The organism is Pseudoalteromonas sp. JSTW (assembly GCF_013423925.1).
Classification (GTDB): domain Bacteria; phylum Pseudomonadota; class Gammaproteobacteria; order Enterobacterales; family Alteromonadaceae; genus Pseudoalteromonas; species Pseudoalteromonas lipolytica.
This window is the reverse complement of sequence record NZ_CP058972.1, coordinates 1580863-1602105: the sequence shown is the minus strand read 5'-3', so window position 1 is coordinate 1602105 and position 21243 is coordinate 1580863. Positions and strand designations below refer to the sequence as shown.

Sequence of the window (21243 nt, the reverse complement as noted above, 5' to 3'; positions counted from 1 at the left end):
TGTTAAATAAAAGCGATTTATTACAGTAACAAGCAAATAACCACTATTTGCAATCAATAGCGCTCCTAAATTACGTTTAATCCTAACTGAAACTCGCATCTTGAAGTGGTTTGGGTATATAATATCGGCCTTTCCACAGCAGTTAAAAAATGACAGCGAATATTATGAGCGAAAATAGTCACATTAAAGTCATCGTTGGTATGTCCGGCGGTGTTGATTCTTCTGTATCAGCGTATTTATTAAAGCAACAAGGCTATCAAGTAGAAGGCCTGTTCATGAAAAACTGGGAAGAAGACGATAATGATGAATATTGCGCTGCTGCAGAAGATCTTAAAGACGCACAAGCCGTGTGCGATAAACTAGGTATTGAACTACATACTGTTAACTTTGCAGCAGAATACTGGGATAACGTGTTTGAGTACTTTTTAGCAGAGTACAAAGCAGGTCGCACACCTAATCCAGACATCATGTGTAACAAAGAAATTAAATTCAAAGCCTTTCTAGAATTTGCAGCTGAAGCGCTAGGTGCCGATTATATCGCCACGGGTCATTATGTGCGCCGTGAAAAGCGAGACGACAAATATGTTATGTGCCGTGGCCTTGATGACAACAAAGATCAAAGCTACTTTTTATACACACTAAGTCATGAGCATATTGCACAAACACTTTTCCCTGTTGGTGATATTGCCAAGCCAGACGTTCGTCGCATTGCCGAAGAACAAGATTTAATAACGCACGATAAAAAAGATAGCACCGGTATTTGCTTTATTGGTGAGCGTAAATTTAAAGACTTTTTACAAAAATTCTTACCGGCACAACCGGGCAAAATTGAAGACACTGATGGTAACGAAGTCGGTGAGCACGAAGGTCTTATGTACCATACCCTTGGCCAACGAAAAGGCCTGTTAATTGGCGGTATGAAAGAAGGTTCAGGCGAGCCTTGGTATGTTGTAGACAAAGACATTACACGCAATGTTTTAGTGGTTGGTCAAGGTAAAGATCACCCTCGCTTATACAGTAATGGCTTAAATGCTAACCAACTTCACTGGGTTGACCGTGTTGGGCCAAAAGGCACGACGCGTTGTACAGTGAAAACACGCTATCGCCAAGAAGACATCAGCTGTACATTGCTGGTTGGTAAAGATGGTATGGCACGCGTATTATTCGATGAGCCACAAAAAGCAGTGACACCAGGCCAATCAGCCGTTTTTTATGCTGACGAAGTATGCCTCGGTGGCGGTATTATCGATTCGGTGATCAAATAATGACAGAGCACCAAGTCATGGCATTAGCCGCCATGTGTCAAGTTGCTAAACAGGTTCAAAAAGTAGCGCAATATGGCAGTGGTAGCGATCACGAATTAGAAAAATTACTCAACTGTATTGTAGAAACGTCACCGAATACCCCTGAAGATGTATACCAGGGAAAACATAATTTACGTGAGGGTTATCGCGTGTTGACTGCCCAGCTTTCAGCAGGCGCCGACAAAGACGTTGAAATCGTAAAGTATGTAGGTGGCTTAATGCAGTTAGAACGTGCATTAAGTGCAAAACAAAACAGTTTAAATGAATTAGGTCGACGTATCGATGATGTAAAACGACGCCTCGACCATTTTGCAATCACAGATGATACCGTGGTCGCAGCGCTTGCCGATATTTACTCATCGGTGCTAAGCCCCCTTGGGCATCGTATTCAAGTGTACGGCAAGCCAGAGTTATTAAAGCAGCAACTCACGCAAAACAAAATCCGCGCTCTCCTTTTAGCCGGAATTCGTAGTGCCGTGTTATGGCGACAAATGGGCGGTAAACGCCGTCACTTTTTCTTTGCGAAAAGAAAAATTCTCGCTATTGCTAAACAGTATATTTAATTATCGTTCAAACTAGACAATTTAGGAGTCATTATGGAGCTTTCAGCGTTAACCGCTATCTCTCCGGTAGATGGTCGCTATGGCAGCAAGACCACGGAACTACGCAGCATTTTCAGCGAATTTGGTTTAATCAAATACCGTGTAACTGTTGAGGTTCGTTGGTTACAAGCCTTGTCTGCAGCAAGCGCAATCACAGAAGTACCGGCATTTAGCGACGAGGCTAATGCTTTACTTAATGCCATTGTTGATAACTTTAGCGAAGCTGACGCAGCACGCGTTAAAGAAATCGAGCGCACAACTAACCACGACGTTAAAGCCGTTGAATATCTACTGAAAGAAAAAGTAGCTGACAACGCAGAGCTTAACGCAGTGAATGAGTTTATTCATTTCGCATGTACATCAGAAGACATTAACAACCTATCTCACGGCTTAATGTTAACTGAAGCGCGTGACAAAGTGTTACTTCCTTACTGTGATCAACTCCTAAATGCTTTAAAAGAAAAAGCAGTTGAATATAAATCTGTTGCTATGATGACTCGTACACACGGTCAGCCTGCAACACCTTCAACAATGGGTAAAGAGTTTGCAAACGTCTACATGCGCTTAAAGCGTCAACGTGACCAAATTGCTCAAGTTGAAATGCTAGGTAAAATCAACGGTGCAGTAGGTAACTACAATGCCCACCTAAGTGCATACCCAGATTACGATTGGCACAACCATGCTGAACAATTCGTTACGAGTCTTGGTTTAACATTTAACCCATTCACAACACAAATCGAGCCACACGATTATATTGCAGAGCTTTTTGATGCAATTGCACGTTTCAATACTGTGCTACTTGATTTTGACCGTGACGTTTGGGGTTACATTGCTCTTAATCACTTTAAACAAAAAACGATTGCGGGTGAAATTGGTTCATCAACAATGCCACATAAAGTAAACCCGATCGATTTTGAAAATTCTGAAGGTAACTTAGGTATTGCAAATGCAATCTTTGCTCACCTTGCGCAAAAACTGCCTGTATCTCGCTGGCAACGTGACCTAACTGATTCAACCGTTTTACGTAACCTGGGTGTGGGCATGGGCTATACCCTAATTGCTTATCAAGCAACGTTAAAAGGTGTTAGCAAACTTGAAGTTAACGAACCGCGCCTTTTAGAAGAACTTGATCAAAACTGGGAATTACTTGCTGAGCCTATTCAAACAGTCATGCGTAAATACGGTATCGAAAAGCCGTACGAAAAGCTTAAAGACTTAACACGTGGTAAACGTGTTAACAAAGAAATCATGGCTGATTTCATTGATGGTCTTGATTTACCAGAAGAAGCAAAAGTTGAAATGAAAAAATTGACACCGGCAAACTATATTGGCCGTGCTGTTGAGTTCATTGATAACTTAGCATAAATTGCGTATGTGACTTTAAAAAGCGAAAGGCCTTCCTTTCGCTTTTTTATTACTTTTAATCATGCCAACTTGCTCAATTAATACCATCTTGCTTACTTAAGTGGTTTATTTTGAGGCAATAAAACCGCGTTGATAACAGGCAAAAATTTAGTTATTTAGTTGTTCTAAATCAGAAATTTTAACGCTGGTAGCGACTGGTTTAATCACTCAAGATGATTAAGTATTTTTGCACATTGGTATAACTCAACAGCTTGGTATTAGGTACCTATATGTATCAACTAACTATTAATTCGCTTACTCCGCAGCAATTCCTAAGCGAGTATTGGCAGAAAAAACCGCTACTTATTAAACAAGGTTTTAGTGATTTTCAAGATCCAATTGAGCCAGAGGAGTTAGCTGGACTTGCAATGGAAGACAGCATTGAGTCACGTATCATCACCAATCATGCTGATGACTGGCAGGCATACCACGGCCCATTCGAAGACTTTAGCTTACTAACAGAAAAGAATGCCACATTGCTAGTACAAGCCGTTGATCATTGGCATGCAGATGCAGCTCAATTACTTGAACCATTTCGTTTTATTCCAAACTGGCGAATTGATGATCTGATGATAAGTTACTCAACACCAGGGGGTGGCGTGGGTCCGCATCTAGACCAATATGATGTATTTATCATTCAAGGTCTTGGCAAACGTCATTGGCGTGTTGGTTTACCTGATGCAAACTTAAAACAATTCGCTCAAAATAAAAGTCTACTTCAAGTAGAACAATTCCCTGCTGTAATTGATTGTGTATTAGAGCCTGGCGATATTTTGTATATTCCTCCAGGTTGCCCACATGAAGGCTATGCAGTTGAAAATGCTCTTAACTACTCAGTGGGTTTTAGAGCACCTAATCAACGAGACTTACTCTCACAATTTGCCGATCACCTAATTGATACTGAACTTGGCAATACACGCTATGGCGATAGCAAGCTGACACTGCGCGATTCTAAAGGTGAGCTAAACAACCTAGAAGCCGAGCAAATTAAACAGCTCATGATCGCAGCCATCGATGATAATACAGTGTTTAAAACCTGGCTTGGTAACAGTTTAAGTCAACCAAAACACGATATGGACTTAGCGCCTTTAGAAGAGCCCTACACGGTTGATCAAGTACGTGAGCTGCTCACTGATGAAACGCTGGTTTTTGAACGTTTAGGTGGTACACGCGCTATTTATCAAATTATTGATGATAAAGTTCTTTTAAGTGTTAACGGTATAAACTACCTGCATGAAATGAGTGCACTTGCCGATATCAAAAGGCTTACAGACCAAAGCTGGCTGACAGCAGACGATATAAATAGTTCAAAAAATAACCACGACTTTTTAAAAACATTTACTACACTTTTAAATGAGGGTATTTGGTTTTGTTAGGAGCGTGTGCTTATGGGGTATCATATTGACGAAGTTGAATGGAGTATCGACAAGGAACTCTTACAACGGATCAGAGAACGTGTATTTGTATATGAGCTTCATATACCAAAACACGTTGAATTTGATCATTTAGATAAAACAGCCCATCACGTGCTCGTTACAGACGATGGAAAATGCCCAGTTGCCACTGGGCGTTTGTGTAATGATGGCTTGATTGGGCGCATTGCCGTCTTACCAGAGCATCGCAACCGTTCGGTCTATAAATCACTGCTAACCTACTTAGTTAATATGGCTGAAAAGCAAGGCTGTGATTGCGTCAGTATTAATTGTATTTTAAATGAAGTTGAACGATTTAAACGAAATGGTTTTGCTGCTGATGGCTTAGTATTTATGGAAGCGGGTATTCCTAGACAGCGAATGCTTTGCCCTATAAAACAGTTTGATACGCGACCATTCACGATGGTTCATTAGTGACTTTTGTCATTTTCATAAAAAAGCTGAATAAAATTATTCAGCTTTTTTTTATAATTAAAATGCGATTACGCGGGCTCATTCTGCCACATTTCATCTTTTTCGAATAACTCATACAAACCATGAGCGCGATTAATCAGTAGGTTAGCAAAATCAACTTTCGTTTTATCTGTTGCACCAGATTCCATCAACTGATCTGCTTTTAATTGCCACTGCATTGAGAAATAACGTAAGACTTCGCGTGGGTTTGCAGCCGCGCCCGCTTCAGCATGATCGGTAGGCAATCGACCCGTAATCACCCAATAACTTTTACCATTTTGCGCTTTGAACTTCCAAATTGCGACTAGCGGTGCAATAAAACGGCTTTCTTTTTCAACAACAGTTTGCGGTATAACACCTTTTTCAGCTAAGTGCTTTTGTGCATTTTGGAAACATTCTCTTTGCCAAATAACACTTTGCTTTTGTGCTTCTGCTTGTTCTTCAGGTGTTAATGGTCTCGCTTGTTTTTGTTCCATGATGGTTACTCTTTTACAACATTTCAGACACTTTAAGGCTTAATATTGAGCTGTGCAAGTGTTTAGGGGTAAACGAAGTGCATTTGGATATTATTCACCCAAGTTAAAAGGAAGAGCCCGGTTCCGTTAAAAATTGCAGCTCTTCTTGCGTTGATTCTCGCCCTAAAATGGCATTTCGGTGGGGATAACGACCAAATCTATCAATGATCAACTTGTGTTTTAGTTCAAATTCATAATTAGGCAGGCCCCTAAATAATTGTAAGGCCTGCTGATGAATCGCTTTTGATTCACTGTGCATAAAAGGCATATAAATAAAGGCTGCTTGTTCAGTCGGTAGTGCCTTGTCAAAGCCTAATTCGATTGCACGCTGAGCAAGAGTTAGCGCTTGGGCATCTTGGCTAAAAGCACGCGGTGAATTGCGATAAATATTACGAGAGAACTGATCTAAAACAATGATTTCTGCTAAAGAGCCTATCGCATCGACTCGCCAATTAGCGCACTCTCCTGCTATTACCTGCAAAAGTAACGGTGCGTATTTATCAGTAATTAACCTATCTAATTCATCGGACTGCTGATACCAAGCCGAAGGCCCTAAATCATTAAACCAAAAATCAATAACTGATTGCTTATCCATGCACTCGTCTCCTACATTTAATTGCCTAGCACTTTTGCTGGGTCTACACGGGTGGCTTGCCATGCAGGATATAAAGTGGCCAGTATCGCTAACACAAAGGTCACAATAACGGTGATCACAATATCTTGCCAGACTAATTTACTGGGTAAAAACTCAATAAAATAAACACCTTGTAAAGGGTTGTCGCCCAAAAGGTTACTCAGCCAAGTAAATAATTCGCTGATATTTAACGCCACCATCACACCGATAATAGTGCCAAGTACAACCCCTATTAGCGCCTGTGTAAATCCCTGCATCACAAACGTTGCTAAAATAGTACTGTCTTGTGCGCCCATGGTTTTTAGAATGGCAATATTTGCTTGTTTTTCGCGTACCTCCATCACCAAAGATGACACGATATTAAAGCTCGCCACAGCAATGATTAAAAACACCACAATATAAACAATGGTGCGCACCATTTGAATGTCTTGATACAAGCTGCCCTGCGTTCTAAACCAACTCGAGACATACACATAATCAGGGATAACTTGGCCAACACGCATCGCGATTTGATGAGCATTAAAAACATCATCCACTTTTAAACGTAAACCTGTAACCTGATCTTCACTAAAACCCAATACTGATTGTGCTTTATCTAAACGAATAAAAGCAGCCGTTTCATCAATAGGTCCACCCATGTTAATAATGCCAGCCAAGTTTAAACTAACCCGTTTTGGCGCAAGCAAGGTGTTACTTTGCTGGTTAATTTGCGGGATTAACAAAGTAACAGGATCCCCTATTTTCAGCCCTAGTTTATTAACAACTTGCTGACCTAAGAGAATATCTTCTTGTTGCAGCTGGCTAACCAGTCGGCCTTGAGTAAATTGATTAATCGCTGATACTTGGTTTTCAAATTCGCTAGCAACTCCACGTACCTCAACAGCTTTTAAATCACTTTTAAATTGCGCCATGCCATTCACGCTAATAAAAGGCGCCGCTCCCACTACACCAGATTGCGAGTTAAGTAGGCTTACTTTTGACTGCCAATTATTAATCGGTTTATTCGGCGCAACATATTCAACCTGAGGCACGACAGACAGTAAACGATGAACAAGCTGTTGCTCAAAACCATTAATAACCGAAAGGGCAACGATTAAAACCGCCACGCCCAATAAAATACCAATTGTCGATGCTTTAGCTATAAAGCTAACAAAACCGTTTTGCCCATCTTTGTGTCCTGAGTGCGCTCTAAAACGCTTCGAAATAAACGCACTAAGCAACATGCTGAGACTCTTTAATCGCTAATTTTCCATCGTCAAGATAAGCAATCTTGCCAAGCTTATCAGCAAGTTCTAAATCGTGTGTTACCACCACAAAGCTGGTTTTTAAGCTGCTGTTTAACTCTTTAATGAGGTCGTATATTTTAATCGCATTTTGCTTATCTAAGTTGCCGGTAGGCTCATCGGCAAGCACTAAAGCGGGCTCTGTCACCAATGCACGCGCAATTGCGACACGCTGACGCTCACCACCAGACAAAGCCGATGGTTTATGTTCACTACGATGCGACAACCCTACTTTATCAAGCATAACCCGTGCTTTTTCAGTCGCGTCCTTGGCACTTAATCCCTTTATGAGTAACGGCATTGCAACGTTTTCAACTGCCGTAAACTCCATTAATAAATGATGAAATTGATAAATAAACCCTAAATTCTCATTACGGAAATTAGCTTGTTGCTTACGATTTAGTTTACCGACTTGTTTACCTTTAATTTCAACTTTACCGTCTGTGGCACCATCAAGCGTACCTAAAATATGTAGTAACGTGCTTTTTCCTGAACCCGAGCTGCCAACAACAGCGAGCATTTCACCTTGCTCTAAGCTCAAGTTGACCCCTTTTAATACTGCAACTTGGTTTTCGCCATCTTGATACACTTTATTAAGCTGCTGACACTTGATTACTAACTCACTCATAACGTAATACCTCTGCTGGGTTCACTTTTGCAGCTTTACGGGCAGGATACAACGTTGCTAAAAAGCTCATTGCAATACTACCGGCGGCAATTAGGCTTAAACTGGCTACATCAAATTTAACAGGTAAACGCATGCCTGCGAGTAAATTGATGCCAAACATATTCAATAATTCATTAATGTACTGACTAAACAACACACCCAGTAATGCACCAATGCTGGTGCCAATTAAACCGTTATACAGACCTTGGATCATAAATACATTTTGTACTTGTGCTGGTGTTAGCCCTAAGGTTTGTAAAATAGCGACCTCACTTTGCTTTTCACTCACCATCATGGTCAAAGCCGAGACGATATTAAACACCGCAACTAATACTATTAATCCTAGTAACATAGACATGATGCGCTTTTCCATGGCCACCGCAGCGAATAAGGTGCCTTGGCTATCGCGCCAGTCTGTGTGTTCAACGTCTTTAAATATAGACGCATGACTTTTAAGCACCTGCTCAACGGCAAATGGTTCATGCAAAGAAACACTCAAATTCGGGGCAACTGATTGTGAGAGCTTTAAAACACGCTGCAATGAATAGCCGCTAGTAAATGCAAGTGACATATCGATTTCAGATTGTGTTTCGTACAGCGCTGCAACCGTAAATAAACGCTGGCTAGGTACTCGACCAAGCGGAGTATAGGTGCTTGCATTTGGCATGATCACTCGTACTTTATCACCCAACGAAATACCCAGTTTACGACTTAAATAACGGCTTATTGCTATGTGATAATTTTCATCCATGACTAGTGACCAATTACCTGCCACTATTTTTTCTTTAATGTTATATAACGAGCTCCCATCGTCATATAAGCCTTGTAAGAGCACACCATGAAGGTCTTGATTAGTTTGTAAAATAGCCTCTCCATGACGATACAAATTGACTTGTTTTACAGCAGGAGACTCCGACAGCTGTGACTTAATACGCGACATGGCTTCTTTAGACTGTGACTTAGCGTCCACTTCAATATGCGGGATCAAGCCTAACATATTAGTCTTGAGGTTATTTTCAAAACCATTCATTACAGAGCTTACGGTAAAAAGAGCCATTAAACCGATAGCAATGCCCGCAATAGAAAAAAACGAAATAAAAGAGATAAAGGCGTTGCCCTTTGAGGAGCGGCTATATCTCAGCCCTATAAAAAGGCTAACAGGTTGAAACATAAGTAATTATAGGTTTTATAAGGGCTAAATATGCGCTCATGTTAGCATATATTTAGCCATGATGGGATTATCGAATTTGTAAAAAATAATTATAAATCTGATACTTGAACAGTCTCTATTAAGTGGTCTAATAATGCTTTTACATTCGTTGCAATAAATTGCCTTGGCGGATATACCCCCCAAACGCCTTCAGGTGCGGGGGCAACATTGGAAAGCACCGCGACTAATTGACCTGACTGCAAATATTTATCCACGTAATAATCTGGTAGCTGCACAATGCCTAAACCTTTAATAGCAGCATCAACCAAAGCCCAGCCACTATTACACTGTAATCGACCCGCCACTTTAATATGTTTATCTTGAAGTTGATCTTTCACACGCCAGTAACTGTTATTTCCAATTAAACAGTGGTGCTGATGAAGTTCACTCACACTATGAGGCTGACCATAGTTATTGATATAGTCTGGGCTACAACAAATCACTAAACGTCGCTGACTTATCCGTCTGGCTTTTAATGATGAATCCTTTAAATGCCCTAACCGAATCGCCAGATCAAATCCCTCATCTAATAAATTGACTTGTTCATTGCTCAAATAGCTAATGACTTCAATATCAGGATGTTTCTGCATAAATGTATGGACAGCAGGCATAATGTAGCTTTCGCCATACATCACTGGTGCAGTTAATTTAATTGTCCCTTTTGGCGTCAGTTGCTGTTCAGCCAAAAGTGCCGTGGCGTCGTCCATCGCATTTTGCAATTGTTTAGTTTGATGAGCAAACACTTCACCTTCTTGGGTAAGTACCACCTTGCGTGTTGTCCGAGTAAGCAATTGCGTATTTAAACGCTCTTCTAATTGGCTCACATAGCGACTGACATGCGCCACTGACATCCCTAATAATCGACTTGCTTTAGTAAAGCTGCCTGTTTCAGCGACGGCTAAAAACTCATCAATTCCATGCCAACGATTCATTATTACCATACTGTAAAAGTGTTTTAATAAATCGAAGATTATCATCCATTGAGAAATAAATAAAATAGTCTATGTTAATTATCTACTACCTACAAATAAGGGAACGTTATGACTGATTTTATTAAATCAAAAGCAGCAATTGCTTGGGGACCAAACCAACCTCTATCGATTGAAGAAGTCGATGTGATGATGCCTAAAAAAGGCGAAGTGCTTGTAAAAATTGTAGCAACCGGTGTTTGTCACACAGACGCATTCACTTTATCTGGTGAAGATCCTGAAGGTATTTTCCCTGCTATTCTCGGCCATGAAGGCGGCGGTATTGTAGAGGCTGTAGGTGAAGGTGTAACTCACGTTGAAGTCGGCGACCACGTCATTCCTCTTTACACCGCTGAATGTGGCGAGTGTAAAATGTGTAAATCGGGTAAAACAAACCTGTGTTCAGCTGTTCGTGAAACACAAGGTAAAGGTTTAATGCCAGATGGCACCACTCGTTTTTATAAAGACGGTCAACCGATTTATCATTATATGGGTTGCTCAACGTTTTCTGAATACACTGTACTTCCTGAAATTTCACTCGCAAAAGTAAGTAAAGAAGCCCCGCTTGAAGAAATTTGCCTACTTGGTTGTGGCGTAACAACAGGTATGGGTGCAGTTACTAAAACTGCTAAAGTACAACAAGGTGACACGGTTGCTATATTTGGTCTTGGCGGCATTGGTTTATCTGCCATTATCGGTGCAAAAATGGCAGGCGCTAGTCGTATTATCGGTATTGATATTAATACCAGCAAATTTGAACTGGCTACTAAGCTTGGCGCCACAGATTTAATCAACCCAAATGATTTCGATAAACCAATTCAAGAAGTGATTGTTGAAATGACCGACGGCGGTGTCGATTTCTCATTTGAGTGTATTGGTAACGTAAACGTAATGCGCTCTGCACTTGAGTGTTGTCATAAAGGCTGGGGTGAATCAGTTATTATTGGTGTTGCAGGCGCAGGCCAAGAAATTTCAACACGCCCATTCCAACTTGTAACAGGCCGCGTATGGCGTGGTAGCGCATTTGGTGGAGTAAAAGGCCGTTCTGAATTACCTGAAATCGTAGAACGATATATGAAAGGTGAGTTTGCACTTAATGACTTCATCACACACACAATGAAACTTGAAGATATTAATGAAGCCTTTGACTTAATGCACGAAGGTAAGAGTATCCGCTCTGTTATTCATTACTAATCATTAATAAGCGCCTTGATTTAAAAGGCGCTTTCATTTTCAAGGATGCTGATATGCTCGAAAATATAAGCTCAACAAAAGTCAGCGGTGGTTGGCATAAGCAATACACGCATCAAGCGAGCAGTACACACTGCACAATGCGTTTTGCTATATTTTTACCACCGGGTGCAAGTGAAACCAATAAAGTACCTGTGATGTATTGGTTGTCAGGTCTTACTTGTACTGATGAAAACTTTATGCAAAAAGCTGGTGCCTTTAAAAAAGCCGCCGAACTGGGTATTGCTATTGTCGCACCTGATACAAGCCCGCGTGGCGACACCGTACCTGACGACGAAAGCTACGATTTTGGTCAAGGTGCAGGCTTTTATGTTAACGCAACACAAGCCCCCTACAATGTACATTACAATATGTATGATTATGTTGTGACTGAGTTGCCAGCGTTAATTGAAGCGCACTTCCCTGTTACTGATAAAAAAGCGATTGCAGGTCACTCAATGGGAGGGCACGGCGCCCTAATGATTGCGCTTAAAAATCCAAAACAGTTTGTCAGCGCAAGCGCATTTAGCCCTATCGTCAACCCTATTAATTGCCCATGGGGTGAAAAGGCATTTAGTCATTACTTAGGGACTGACAAAGCGGCGTGGCGCAATTACGATAGCTGCGAGCTCATGAAACAAGCAAGCCCAGAAGATTATTTACCGCTGCGTATTGATCAAGGCGAAGCTGACAACTTTTTAGTTGAACAACTAAAAACAGAAAACTTGTTTTTGGTCGTCAATGAAAAAGATTACCCCGCTGAAATAAATATGCATGCTGGCTATGATCACAGTTACTATTTTATTAGTAGCTTTATTGATGAACATTTAGAGTTTCATCACCGTCACCTGTAGTGTACTTAGTGTGAGGACATAACTTCCTCACACGCTTTCAACAAAGCAAACAGATGGGCGCTAACGGTTGGAGCCTTGCTTTTTGTTACTATCTTACTTACCTGAGAATAAAGTAGCTGATAATATTCACCCACAACTTTTACAGTATATCCTCAAAAATTATAAGTCGATTTTATTGCAACATGGCAGTTATATTTTTAAGACTTATTCAACAACAAACCATTGTAAATAAAGCTATTTTCACCTCACCCCCTCACGAAATCACCTAATTTAAAGCGCAAGCAAAATCTAATGTGAGCGCCCTGCGATAAATACGTGCATCCTTTTTCTCTCGCTTGCGTCTCTAGTAGTGAAGTGAATGTTTAATCACAAAATAAGGAAGCAAGATAATGAGTACAACTAACAACACCAGTAACCCCGATACTAGCAGTAACTGCGACGAGCCCTGTGTCTGTAACAATGAAAGTAACTGTAACAATGACTGTGACAGTAGCTGTAATTGTAACTGCAACTGTTCTAACAATGAGTGCCAAACCTTACAGCCCTGCCATTGTAAGAGCTGTAACCCAAATACAAAAAACAGCTGCTGTTAAGCTGTCATAAATATCAAGGCAACAGCACTTAGGTGCTGATGCCTTAGTATGGACGAAGCCTAATTATGATTGAAAATATCTGGAAGCAATTCCACCAGCAACTGCTGGGATTTATCGCCAGCAAAGTGAACGACCAAGCGATGGCTGAAGACATACTGCAAGATGTCTTTATTAAAGTGCTTAACAATATCGACAGCCTTAGTGCCGCCGACAAGCTACAGCCCTGGCTTTATCAAATCTGCCGTCACGCCATAATTGATTACTACCGCAGTAAACGTCCCAATAGTAGTAGCGACGAACTAGAGCAACTGCATGCGCCTGAGGTAGACTGGGCAGCGGCTTACAGTGAGCAGCAACTCAACCGCTGTATTAACACGTTAATTCAAGATTTACCCGCCCATGTTAGCAACATACTTATCGACAGCGAGTTGCAGCAACTCAAACAACAACAAATTGCCGACAAATATAAATTGAGCCTGCCAGCGGTTAAATCACGCATCAAACGCGGTCGCGAACAACTTAAAACTAAATTACAAGCGTGCTGTAACTTTACCTTCGCAGCACAGGGCATGGATGCAGAGTGTAAGAATCAATGCGGTTGCAGCGTAGATAGCTAGCCTATTAGATCACTTAGAAGCCGGCACTCACTATTTACTTTAAAGAGTCAGCCAGCAAGACGGGATTTCCTCACACGCTTTCACCGTGACAAAATTTTGCGGCACACTCACTGCGACTCTTCTTTAACCACCTCTTACAAATAACTAACAATCAATGACGACTGTAAAAAATGTTGAATAGCTTACTTACACAAGTCACGAACAAATTCTTTTAAAAACCCAACAAGCTGTAAAATAAAAATTATCAAAAAAGGCAGTGCCCCAAGAATCGCTACACTTCTATTTAGTAGCTCATCGTGTTGAAGCAACAATACATAACTACATAGAAACAAAGCTAAGCACCAAGCATATAAAGTAATCCCCTGCGAGTTTTCACGCTCCACTAGCTGCTTAATGACTAAAATTGCAGAGTCTGCTGATGTCGCAACAAACACAAGTAACAGCAGCAAACTAGCCCAAATAAATACCGTACCTTGCCAACCTAATTGATGAAAAAAAACAAACAGCCCTTGGCTATAATCATCTTTTATAGCCAATAAAATACCCGATTGATTCAGTTTATCCCATTCAATTGCTGCACCAGAAAATGCAGAAAACCAAATAATTGTTACAACCGTGGGAATGCAGACAACAGCTAAAACAAACTGCCAAACAGCTCGTCCTTGGCTAATTCTCGCTAAAAAAACACCCACGAAGGGCCCCCATGCTAACCACCAAAAGTAGTAATTGTAGGTCCATCGATTCGCCCAATCTGAGTTATTTAACTGGCTATCAAACTGCCAAGTACCCGTTACAAGCAGTTGTATGTAATAACCTGTACCATCTAAGGCTATCTGTATAATTGGCGCTATAGGCACGACACACAAAAGCCAAATTAATAGAGTAAACGCCAAAATTACATTAAATATACTTAACGATTGCACACCGCGCCTAATACCAAACTTTGCCGATACGGTATAGATAATGAAGAGCACCCCCACTATTAGAGAGCCAATTAAAGCCGGCGAAGTTATGTTTAACTCAAGCTCAACTCCTTTGCTGATCAGTAATGTAGAATTAGCAATGGTACCAACCACACCAAAAAAAATGGCAAATACGGCAATCAACTTAACCACAAAACAGAGAGTAAGTTGCCCCTGTTTATCTACCTTATTGCCAATTGCACTCATTACAGGCGCGCACATGTCACCGGATTTACCGCTGTATTGAGTTAAACCACCTAACACGATGGCAAACACCGCATATAATGCCCACGCATGTGCGCCCCAATTGACCAGCGTTAATGCAAGACTACTTGCTAATCTATCGGGGTATAAACTTTGCTTTAAGGGTGGGCTCAATGAATGCAGCGCAGGCTCAGCGACTCCCCAAAAAACCAATCCAGAGCCCATTCCCGCAGCAAAAAGCATGGCAAACCACCCAAAATTTGAATATTCAATGCGTGCATTCTCACCCCCTATTTTACGAGTTCCCAATGGACTAAACGCAAGTATTATTACTGCAAATAATAAAAAGTTAATTAACAAAAAGAAGCCGCTGCCTATGTGTGCCAATGCTTTAGAAATCATCGGCTGAACTTGTTCTGTCATTAAATTAGGTAAAACAACAGCGATCAGTGCAACAGTCAAGCAAATAGCCAGTGCCGTTTTTTCAAGTGAAGAGATAGAGTGTTTCAAGATTAAGCCTAAAAAGTGAGCGCATTAAGAATACTGTCAGCACGGCGTTGATACAAACAGGCAAAAGTGTGAATTATTACCTTTAACGCGTAAATTATACCAATACTGAATCACTACAACGCGGCTACATGTCCCTTAAAATGTATTTATAAGTAGAGTTATAGAGTTAAATACGCTCTTTTAAACTAAATTTTCTTACACGATTTAGGAGCTAAAAATAAGGTGTATTTTTTGGGGAAAACGAAAAAAGGCGCTTTAAAAGCGCCTTGCTGTCAAGAATGTGCTTAAACATGTCTTGATCTTAATACATATCCTTATAAGGATTCGATTTGTTGAACGCTATCGCTTTGTCAAAACCTGGGATAGTCATCGATTCTTCATTAATAACAATGTCGTTTTCATCAATTAAACCATCACCAAAACGATAAATAAGCTCATAATGGCCTAAGTCGGCTTGTTGCTTATATTCATTTTGTGCTTGTGCAACATGGGTATTGCGGTCTTGGTACTGAGCCATTTTTGCATCGCCATGACGCTTTGTCAGCATTTGCATTGTCACGTTTGGCGACAGCACTGTGGCGGTTGCATTATTACCACCAAACCCTTTTGAGTTTATAAAAGCGATATCCATTGCATCACATTGATAGTGCGCTGTGCGAATATCTAAATGCTGGCTGTAAACATCATCGGCCACTTTATCAATAGTGGTAATACCCGGCATAATATTATGACTAAACACGCCTAACGCCATGGCAAGTTGATCACCACTTGCCGGTGCAATTGTGTGGCCAACATACGCTTTTGGCGCAGCCACTTTCCAACTATCAATCGCAAATGTTTCAGCTACTTTATGATAAATAAGAGACTCTGTTACACGATTTTGAGGTGTGCTAGAACCATGCGCTAAAATAAAGCTGCGTTTTTGTACGGCTTCTTGACCAACAATACTGCTGGCAAGCGCGACCGATTTAGCCATTGTAATATAGTTACCTGGGCCCGGTGCTGTAATTGACTTTTTAATACCGTCGGCATTTACAAATACATCGGCAACAGAGCCTTGAATATCAGCACCGAGTTCGAGTGCAAGCGCATCATCCATTAAAATTGCCACCTGTGCGCCTTCACCAATAGTAAAACCGCAGTTTTCACCAAATGGACGACTGGTACGTCGATGATCTACCACATCGGTATTATCAAGACGTTTTAGGCCTTCTTCGTTAGCAAGTGCGCTCATATTACCAAAGCCTTCGACAATTTCAGGCGTAATGGCGCATTCAACAGATGCAACAATCGCAACGCGGGTGCGACCAGCTTGAATATCGTTAACAGCAGCGCGTAGGTTGTATAAAAAGGTGGCACATGCGCCCGATGTGGTGAACGTTGTTCCAACATTACCGGTCACATACGCATTAATGAAATCAGTCGACATGGTATTTAAGCCAAGTGCTAATTGTTTGGTGCTTACGCGGTCGCCCTGTTGTCTCGCACGAATTAAGCCACCAAACCCTTCGTCATCCACTTGCCCTGCTACCGAGGCCGAATATGTACCAATTTGATCAGGCTCAACACTATTCATAACATGCTGCCATGCAAGCCCTGTAGAGCGAATGGCATCGGTTGCCGCAAAAATGGTCGCTTGTAGGCCTCGTGGTTGGTAACGACTGTTATACATGGTCGCTGGATCAAAACCTGTAGGTAATTGACCCGCGGCTTTAATCGGGTTGTCACGGGTGCTGTCGTGCTTAATAGCAAGGTCGGCACTAATGGTTACTTTTACTTTTTTATCGCTGAGATCTTCAACCTGCCAACTTGCAGGTACTGGCGTTGGTAAATCACGACGACGAGTTTCAAACACAATTTGCTGCTCGTCAGACGCTGTCAGCGTCATTTTTTGTTGCCACGGAGTTGCATCAACGTCAAAGTGATTTTTTTCAATTTTACGGATTAGCGTACCTGCTAATACTTGTTCGCCGAATTGTGCTTCAATATCAGCTTCGTTAATAACGTTGCCTTCAGCATCTTTTAAAACGCCGTCGGTCAGTGTTACTAAATTCATTAACGTCGCTAAGCCTAAAAATGTCTCCTGACGGGCTGTTGCATCTAAGCTGTCTAACACGATACGACGATAACCTTGATGAAAAGAAGTGCGGCCAGCGGCATTAATACCACCCATACCAACAATAACGGGTAATGCTGTCATAAATAACCTTGAGAAACGTGTTACGAGAATTACTTAAGTTTAAATGGATTAACTAGGTAGCCTTGTGCTTTAATAGCCAAATAACATGCATAATAGGCCAAAACCAACTGGTCGGAGCAATAAAAGTGACACACGGTAAACATGCAAACGCCATCGAAATTAGTATTTTAGTGTACCCTCACCTACTCATTACAAGTCTTACTCTACCTATAGAAATGCTTAGGGCGGGTGAAGCTTTTGCGAAAAGTCATCACCGGTACGATGAATTTACCCCGCTTAATATCAATTTAGTTGCCAGCACAGTAAAACCGATTGCAAACAGAACGGGGCTTGCCATTATGCCCGACAGCGACCCCGACACAGCGCCATATAGCGATTTAATTATTGTTCCAGGTATTTGGCGTAACCCTCGACCTGTGGTGAGTAAACATCCTCGCCTTGTTAATTGGCTCGCTGATTCGTGGCTGCAAGGGAGCCATATAGTGGGCGTAGGCACAGGTAATTGCTTAGTAGCAGAAGCAGGTTTATTAAACGGTCACCCAGCCACAACGCATTGGCATTATGCTGAACAATTTAAACGAGATTACCCTAATGTACAGTTAAAGCCTGACTTCTTTATTACCCAGTCTGAGCGTATGTATACCGTTGCCAGTTTGAATGCCTTAGCCGATGTCATTGTGCATATAATTAGCCAGTATTATGGCCGAGAAGCCGCACAACATGTAGAGCGTAACTTCTCCCATGAAATTCGAAAACCTTACGAAGATCAGCGTTATTTAGAAGGTGCTGTTGATAAACACCCAGACGAATTAATTGCACAGATCCAGTTTTGGCTTAAAAACAATCTAACATCTGAGCTCACCTTACAGGAAATTGCAGCCCAATTTAGTTTAAGCTATCGAACGTTTACCCGACGTTTTCGCCAAGCCACCAGCCAAACTCCGATTGAATATTGGCAGCAGTTACGTGTACAAAGCGCGAAAGAATTACTCGCCTCTTCTAATTTATCAATCCAAGAGGTGGCACTTGAAGTTGGCTATAATGACCAAGGACATTTAACCCGTGTATTTAAGAAAGTACTGTCGCAAACACCCAGTGAATATAGAACAGTGGTAAGACGTAAGCTATTTGGTTAACGCTATTCGATACCATAAAACAACGCTTCAAAAGCCAACTCATACCATTTTGCTTAATTAAGTGAATAATTTTTGAGCGAATAATACCATTCCGCATAAAGGTTAAATCAACTTTATCCATTCCCGATTACACATCTTCATCACTCGCTCCGGTATTGAAATAAAGTGATTCCATGCTTTTGAAACTTCATCAACAATTTCGTCATAACCCGAAAACACTCTATTGGATAAACAGTGTTGTCGTATCCAGCTCCATACTTGCTCTATTGGGTTTAACTCTGGTGAATAAGGAGGGAGCTTTATTAGCGTGAGGTTGTTAAATTCTGCGGCTGTATCGTATGTGTGCCAGCCTGCGCCATCTATTATCACGACAGCATGTCTGCCAACTGGTGTAGCTTGTGATATCTGACTCAGGTGCTGCGTCATTGCTTCTTTATTGACGAATGGGCTTACTAGCGCTTCTGTTTGGCCTGTGGCAGGACATACCGCACCAAATAAATATCCATAGTCAAACTGCTGTTGTTTTACTATCCGTGGCCGAGTGCCTGTTTCAGCCCAAATGCGCGTAGTCGGATTTTGCTGGCCAAATCGTGCTTCGTCCTGAAACCATACGTCGATACGGTCAAGTGGAAGGTGTCCGGGTGTGTGAAGGATCGTTTCCAGTTGGAAGTTTTTTAAAAGCTTCTTGGCTTTTTAATGAGTGTTTAGGGTGTTTCGAACGGCTTGTGATCCAACTAAAGCCAAGCTGCTTGAGTATTTTATAAGTATGATTTAAGTGATAATGAACACCAAATTCAGTGCTAATGTAATGCACAATGTCTTCACCGGTAAGCCGGCCACCTTGAAGTTCTGTGTTCGTGCGTTTTATAAATTCAGACAGTTGCTCAAGTTGTGACTGTTGTAATCTAGATGGACGCCCTTGTATAGGCTTATTGTCTAAGCCATACAGCCCCTGTTCTAGGTAACTAGAAACCCATTTATTAACACTACTTCGTGCTATGTTAAGACGTTTTGCAATATCAGTTCTGCTATTCCCCTCATAAAATAATGACACTGCGAGTAATCGTATGCGTTTTCGTGCATTTGGTTCTTTTCGTGAAAGCGCTAAAAGCTGTTCAGCTATGTTTTGGTTCAATGTTATTAACCGGTGATTTTATATAGCCTATATTAGATCAGATATTTAAGCGGAATGGTATAAAACTTCGTTTGATAACAAGGCAAAAATTTAGTTATTTAGTTATTCTCGGCAATTGCTCCTGCATTGCTCTACCACCTGCATCCACGCAGTCGTAAATCAGACATTTTTAACGTAGGTAACGACCAGTTTAATCACTCGAAAGGATTTAATATTAATGAAAATGGGAATAGGTAGTGTAGGCGACGCATTTTTAATTATTGAGACAAACTAACTTAATTGGAAGCAAGCTCTTTGCTGAATATAATTTTGCTCTTGTGCGGGTTACCCCTGTCTTCATAACCCGCTATGGTATAGCCATTTTTTATCAACAGACTTAGCATCGCAGGAAAACGATTCATTGATTTCACATTAATTGCATCGTAATTATGCTCTTTCACCCACATTTCTTGTGCTGCTAATAAAGCTTGAGCAATTCCCATCCCTCGGCACTTTGGCAACACGGCACCAAGCCAACTATAAAAGGTATTATTATCTAACCCATAACCGAGCTTATACGCGACAGGCTCATTATCAATATACGCTACTAAAACAAGATGCTCACGACCAGCCAACTTTGCGTGTAATTTACTTAGCGTATTTCTGCCATCAAACTCAGGAATTTGGCTATCTACAAGTAATAAATCTTGTAAAGTAGCTGATTTTATTGAGTAACAAGTTGTCATTACATTTTTCCTACTCAAAATCTAAATTCAAATTGATCTGACTCCAAAAAGGATCCTACTTTATCGGGGTCAGATCAAATATCTAATGTTTGATTTCTAATTTCTAAAACTATTTTTCTTTCCGATAATACAATTTTGAATAGCGTTTTACTTGTGCGTGAACACCCCGGCCTAAACTTTTAAACTTCGCTTCCAGTACATCAACACCGTATAAAATAACCACAACCAATACCGAAAGCTTAATTGCGGCCATAAGGTTATCAGTGGCAATTACGACACCGATAGACGCTAATACCCAAATGGTTGCAGCTGAAGTAACACCGACCACTGCGCCATCTTTTGCCAGCATGACGCCGGCACCTAAAAAGCCAATACCTGTAATTATTTGCCCAACTACACGGGAGTGGTCAATTACATCACCATGTAACATAAATGCGGTGGCTAAGAATAAATAGGTCCCTAGAACAATAAGCGCCGAGGTGCGAATACCCACTGGCTTTCCGCGCAATTGGCGCTCCATACCAATGATCGCACCACAAAATGCGGCACTACCAATTGCAGACCAAGAGTAAGGGGCAATATCAAATAGACTATTCAGTGTCAC

General features: G+C 41.2%; 20 protein-coding genes. 9 read left to right on the top strand and 11 right to left on the bottom strand.

The window, feature by feature from the left end; all coding sequences use genetic code 11:
* Positions 1-164 precede the first annotated feature (164 nt).
* From mnmA to GZH31_RS07340, 5 genes are all read left to right on the top strand, one after another.
* Positions 165-1265 (top strand): tRNA 2-thiouridine(34) synthase MnmA, encoded by a 1101-nt coding sequence (gene mnmA / locus GZH31_RS07360; RefSeq protein WP_036969226.1) that lies wholly within the window; start codon positions 165-167, stop codon positions 1263-1265.
* Entirely contained in the window at positions 1265-1867 is a 603-nt protein-coding gene (hflD, locus tag GZH31_RS07355) for a high frequency lysogenization protein HflD (RefSeq protein ID WP_036968737.1), read from the top strand. The genes mnmA and hflD overlap by 1 nt, the downstream gene beginning before the upstream one ends.
* Positions 1868-1900: 33 nt before the next feature.
* A complete protein-coding gene (gene purB / locus GZH31_RS07350) occupies positions 1901-3271 on the top strand; it encodes an adenylosuccinate lyase (protein WP_036968740.1) in 1371 nt (456 codons plus the stop codon).
* A 269-nt stretch (positions 3272-3540) separates the two neighbouring features.
* Positions 3541-4686: a cupin domain-containing protein gene (locus tag GZH31_RS07345; RefSeq protein WP_074988266.1), complete on the top strand. Its 1146-nt coding sequence runs from the start codon at positions 3541-3543 to the stop codon at positions 4684-4686.
* A gap of 12 nt (positions 4687-4698) precedes the next feature.
* Complete coding sequence (locus GZH31_RS07340) at positions 4699-5157, top strand: GNAT family N-acetyltransferase (protein WP_036968745.1); 459 nt, start codon at positions 4699-4701, stop codon at positions 5155-5157.
* 68 nt (positions 5158-5225) lie between these two features.
* Here the strand turns inward: GZH31_RS07340 and GZH31_RS07335 are convergent, their stop codons facing one another.
* From GZH31_RS07335 to GZH31_RS07310, 6 genes are all read right to left on the bottom strand, one after another.
* Entirely contained in the window at positions 5226-5672 is a 447-nt protein-coding gene (locus GZH31_RS07335) for a DUF4826 family protein (RefSeq protein ID WP_065979860.1), read from the bottom strand.
* Positions 5673-5775: 103 nt separating this feature from the next.
* A complete protein-coding gene (locus GZH31_RS07330; protein ID WP_074988267.1) occupies positions 5776-6306 on the bottom strand; it encodes a DUF924 family protein in 531 nt (176 codons plus the stop codon).
* A gap of 17 nt (positions 6307-6323) precedes the next feature.
* Positions 6324-7568, bottom strand: coding sequence for a lipoprotein-releasing ABC transporter permease subunit (locus GZH31_RS07325; RefSeq protein WP_074988268.1), 1245 nt, complete (start codon positions 7566-7568; stop codon positions 6324-6326).
* The gene (lolD, locus tag GZH31_RS07320; RefSeq protein WP_036968755.1) at positions 7558-8256 is read right to left on the bottom strand and encodes a lipoprotein-releasing ABC transporter ATP-binding protein LolD; all 699 of its coding nucleotides are present in this window, start codon (positions 8254-8256) and stop codon (positions 7558-7560) included. The genes GZH31_RS07325 and lolD overlap by 11 nt, the downstream gene beginning before the upstream one ends.
* Positions 8249-9466, bottom strand: a complete 1218-nt coding sequence (locus tag GZH31_RS07315; protein WP_074988269.1) for a lipoprotein-releasing ABC transporter permease subunit — start codon at positions 9464-9466, stop codon at positions 8249-8251. Before GZH31_RS07315 ends, lolD begins: the two co-directional genes overlap by 8 nt.
* An 89-nt stretch (positions 9467-9555) precedes the next feature.
* Positions 9556-10437: a LysR family transcriptional regulator gene (locus GZH31_RS07310; protein ID WP_083422847.1), complete on the bottom strand. Its 882-nt coding sequence runs from the start codon at positions 10435-10437 to the stop codon at positions 9556-9558.
* A gap of 108 nt (positions 10438-10545) precedes the next feature.
* Here GZH31_RS07310 and GZH31_RS07305 point away from each other — a divergent pair, with 108 nt between their 5' ends.
* From GZH31_RS07305 to GZH31_RS07295, 3 genes are all read left to right on the top strand, one after another.
* Complete coding sequence (locus tag GZH31_RS07305) at positions 10546-11667, top strand: S-(hydroxymethyl)glutathione dehydrogenase/class III alcohol dehydrogenase (protein WP_036968764.1); 1122 nt, start codon at positions 10546-10548, stop codon at positions 11665-11667.
* A 53-nt stretch (positions 11668-11720) separates the two neighbouring features.
* Complete coding sequence (gene fghA / locus GZH31_RS07300) at positions 11721-12557, top strand: S-formylglutathione hydrolase (RefSeq protein WP_074988271.1); 837 nt, start codon at positions 11721-11723, stop codon at positions 12555-12557.
* Between the two features lie 658 nt (positions 12558-13215).
* Positions 13216-13767 carry a sigma-70 family RNA polymerase sigma factor gene (locus GZH31_RS07295; RefSeq protein WP_074988272.1) on the top strand — a complete coding sequence of 184 codons (552 nt, stop codon included), beginning with the start codon at positions 13216-13218 and terminating at the stop codon, positions 13765-13767.
* Positions 13768-13949: 182 nt separating this feature from the next.
* Here the strand turns inward: GZH31_RS07295 and GZH31_RS07290 are convergent, their stop codons facing one another.
* Both GZH31_RS07290 and GZH31_RS07285 read right to left on the bottom strand, forming a co-directional pair.
* Positions 13950-15443, bottom strand: coding sequence for a BCCT family transporter (locus tag GZH31_RS07290; protein WP_227006820.1), 1494 nt, complete (start codon positions 15441-15443; stop codon positions 13950-13952).
* 301 nt (positions 15444-15744) lie between these two features.
* Positions 15745-17643, bottom strand: a complete 1899-nt coding sequence (locus GZH31_RS07285) for a beta-ketoacyl synthase (RefSeq protein ID WP_036968770.1) — start codon at positions 17641-17643, stop codon at positions 15745-15747.
* A gap of 125 nt (positions 17644-17768) precedes the next feature.
* Between GZH31_RS07285 and GZH31_RS07280 the strand changes: the two genes are divergently transcribed.
* The gene (locus GZH31_RS07280) at positions 17769-18779 is read left to right on the top strand and encodes a GlxA family transcriptional regulator (RefSeq protein WP_036968773.1); all 1011 of its coding nucleotides are present in this window, start codon (positions 17769-17771) and stop codon (positions 18777-18779) included.
* Between the two features lie 102 nt (positions 18780-18881).
* Here the strand turns inward: GZH31_RS07280 and GZH31_RS07275 are convergent.
* From GZH31_RS07275 to GZH31_RS07265, 3 genes are all read right to left on the bottom strand, one after another.
* Positions 18882-19902, bottom strand: a protein-coding gene (locus GZH31_RS07275; protein WP_374027195.1) for an IS630 family transposase whose coding sequence is annotated in 2 segments (ribosomal slippage) — positions 18882-19448 and positions 19450-19902 — 1020 coding nt in all. Because the reading frame shifts where the segments join, the coding sequence is not laid out codon by codon here.
* A gap of 287 nt (positions 19903-20189) precedes the next feature.
* Entirely contained in the window at positions 20190-20639 is a 450-nt protein-coding gene (locus GZH31_RS07270) for a GNAT family N-acetyltransferase (protein WP_075593632.1), read from the bottom strand.
* Between the two features lie 109 nt (positions 20640-20748).
* Positions 20749-21243, bottom strand: coding sequence for an MgtC/SapB family protein (locus GZH31_RS07265; RefSeq protein ID WP_036968779.1), 495 nt, complete (start codon positions 21241-21243; stop codon positions 20749-20751).

What these genes read in the sequence shown, in the direction of transcription:
- GZH31_RS07270 (WP_075593632.1), bottom strand. Translation starts at nt 20,639, where the DNA reads ATGACAACTTGTTACTCAATAAAATCAGCTACTTTACAAGATTTATTA.
- GZH31_RS07330 (WP_074988267.1), bottom strand. Translation starts at nt 6,306, where the DNA reads ATGGATAAGCAATCAGTTATTGATTTTTGGTTTAATGATTTAGGGCCT.
- GZH31_RS07340 (WP_036968745.1), top strand. Translation starts at nt 4,699, where the DNA reads ATGGGGTATCATATTGACGAAGTTGAATGGAGTATCGACAAGGAACTC.
- fghA (WP_074988271.1), top strand. Translation starts at nt 11,721, where the DNA reads ATGCTCGAAAATATAAGCTCAACAAAAGTCAGCGGTGGTTGGCATAAG.
- mnmA (WP_036969226.1), top strand. Translation starts at nt 165, where the DNA reads ATGAGCGAAAATAGTCACATTAAAGTCATCGTTGGTATGTCCGGCGGT.
- GZH31_RS07315 (WP_074988269.1), bottom strand. Translation starts at nt 9,466, where the DNA reads ATGTTTCAACCTGTTAGCCTTTTTATAGGGCTGAGATATAGCCGCTCC.
- purB (WP_036968740.1), top strand. Translation starts at nt 1,901, where the DNA reads ATGGAGCTTTCAGCGTTAACCGCTATCTCTCCGGTAGATGGTCGCTAT.
- lolD (WP_036968755.1), bottom strand. Translation starts at nt 8,256, where the DNA reads ATGAGTGAGTTAGTAATCAAGTGTCAGCAGCTTAATAAAGTGTATCAA.
- GZH31_RS07295 (WP_074988272.1), top strand. Translation starts at nt 13,216, where the DNA reads ATGATTGAAAATATCTGGAAGCAATTCCACCAGCAACTGCTGGGATTT.
- GZH31_RS07310 (WP_083422847.1), bottom strand. Translation starts at nt 10,437, where the DNA reads ATGAATCGTTGGCATGGAATTGATGAGTTTTTAGCCGTCGCTGAAACA.
- GZH31_RS07285 (WP_036968770.1), bottom strand. Translation starts at nt 17,643, where the DNA reads ATGACAGCATTACCCGTTATTGTTGGTATGGGTGGTATTAATGCCGCT.
- GZH31_RS07335 (WP_065979860.1), bottom strand. Translation starts at nt 5,672, where the DNA reads ATGGAACAAAAACAAGCGAGACCATTAACACCTGAAGAACAAGCAGAA.
- GZH31_RS07305 (WP_036968764.1), top strand. Translation starts at nt 10,546, where the DNA reads ATGACTGATTTTATTAAATCAAAAGCAGCAATTGCTTGGGGACCAAAC.
- hflD (WP_036968737.1), top strand. Translation starts at nt 1,265, where the DNA reads ATGACAGAGCACCAAGTCATGGCATTAGCCGCCATGTGTCAAGTTGCT.
- GZH31_RS07345 (WP_074988266.1), top strand. Translation starts at nt 3,541, where the DNA reads ATGTATCAACTAACTATTAATTCGCTTACTCCGCAGCAATTCCTAAGC.
- GZH31_RS07325 (WP_074988268.1), bottom strand. Translation starts at nt 7,568, where the DNA reads ATGTTGCTTAGTGCGTTTATTTCGAAGCGTTTTAGAGCGCACTCAGGA.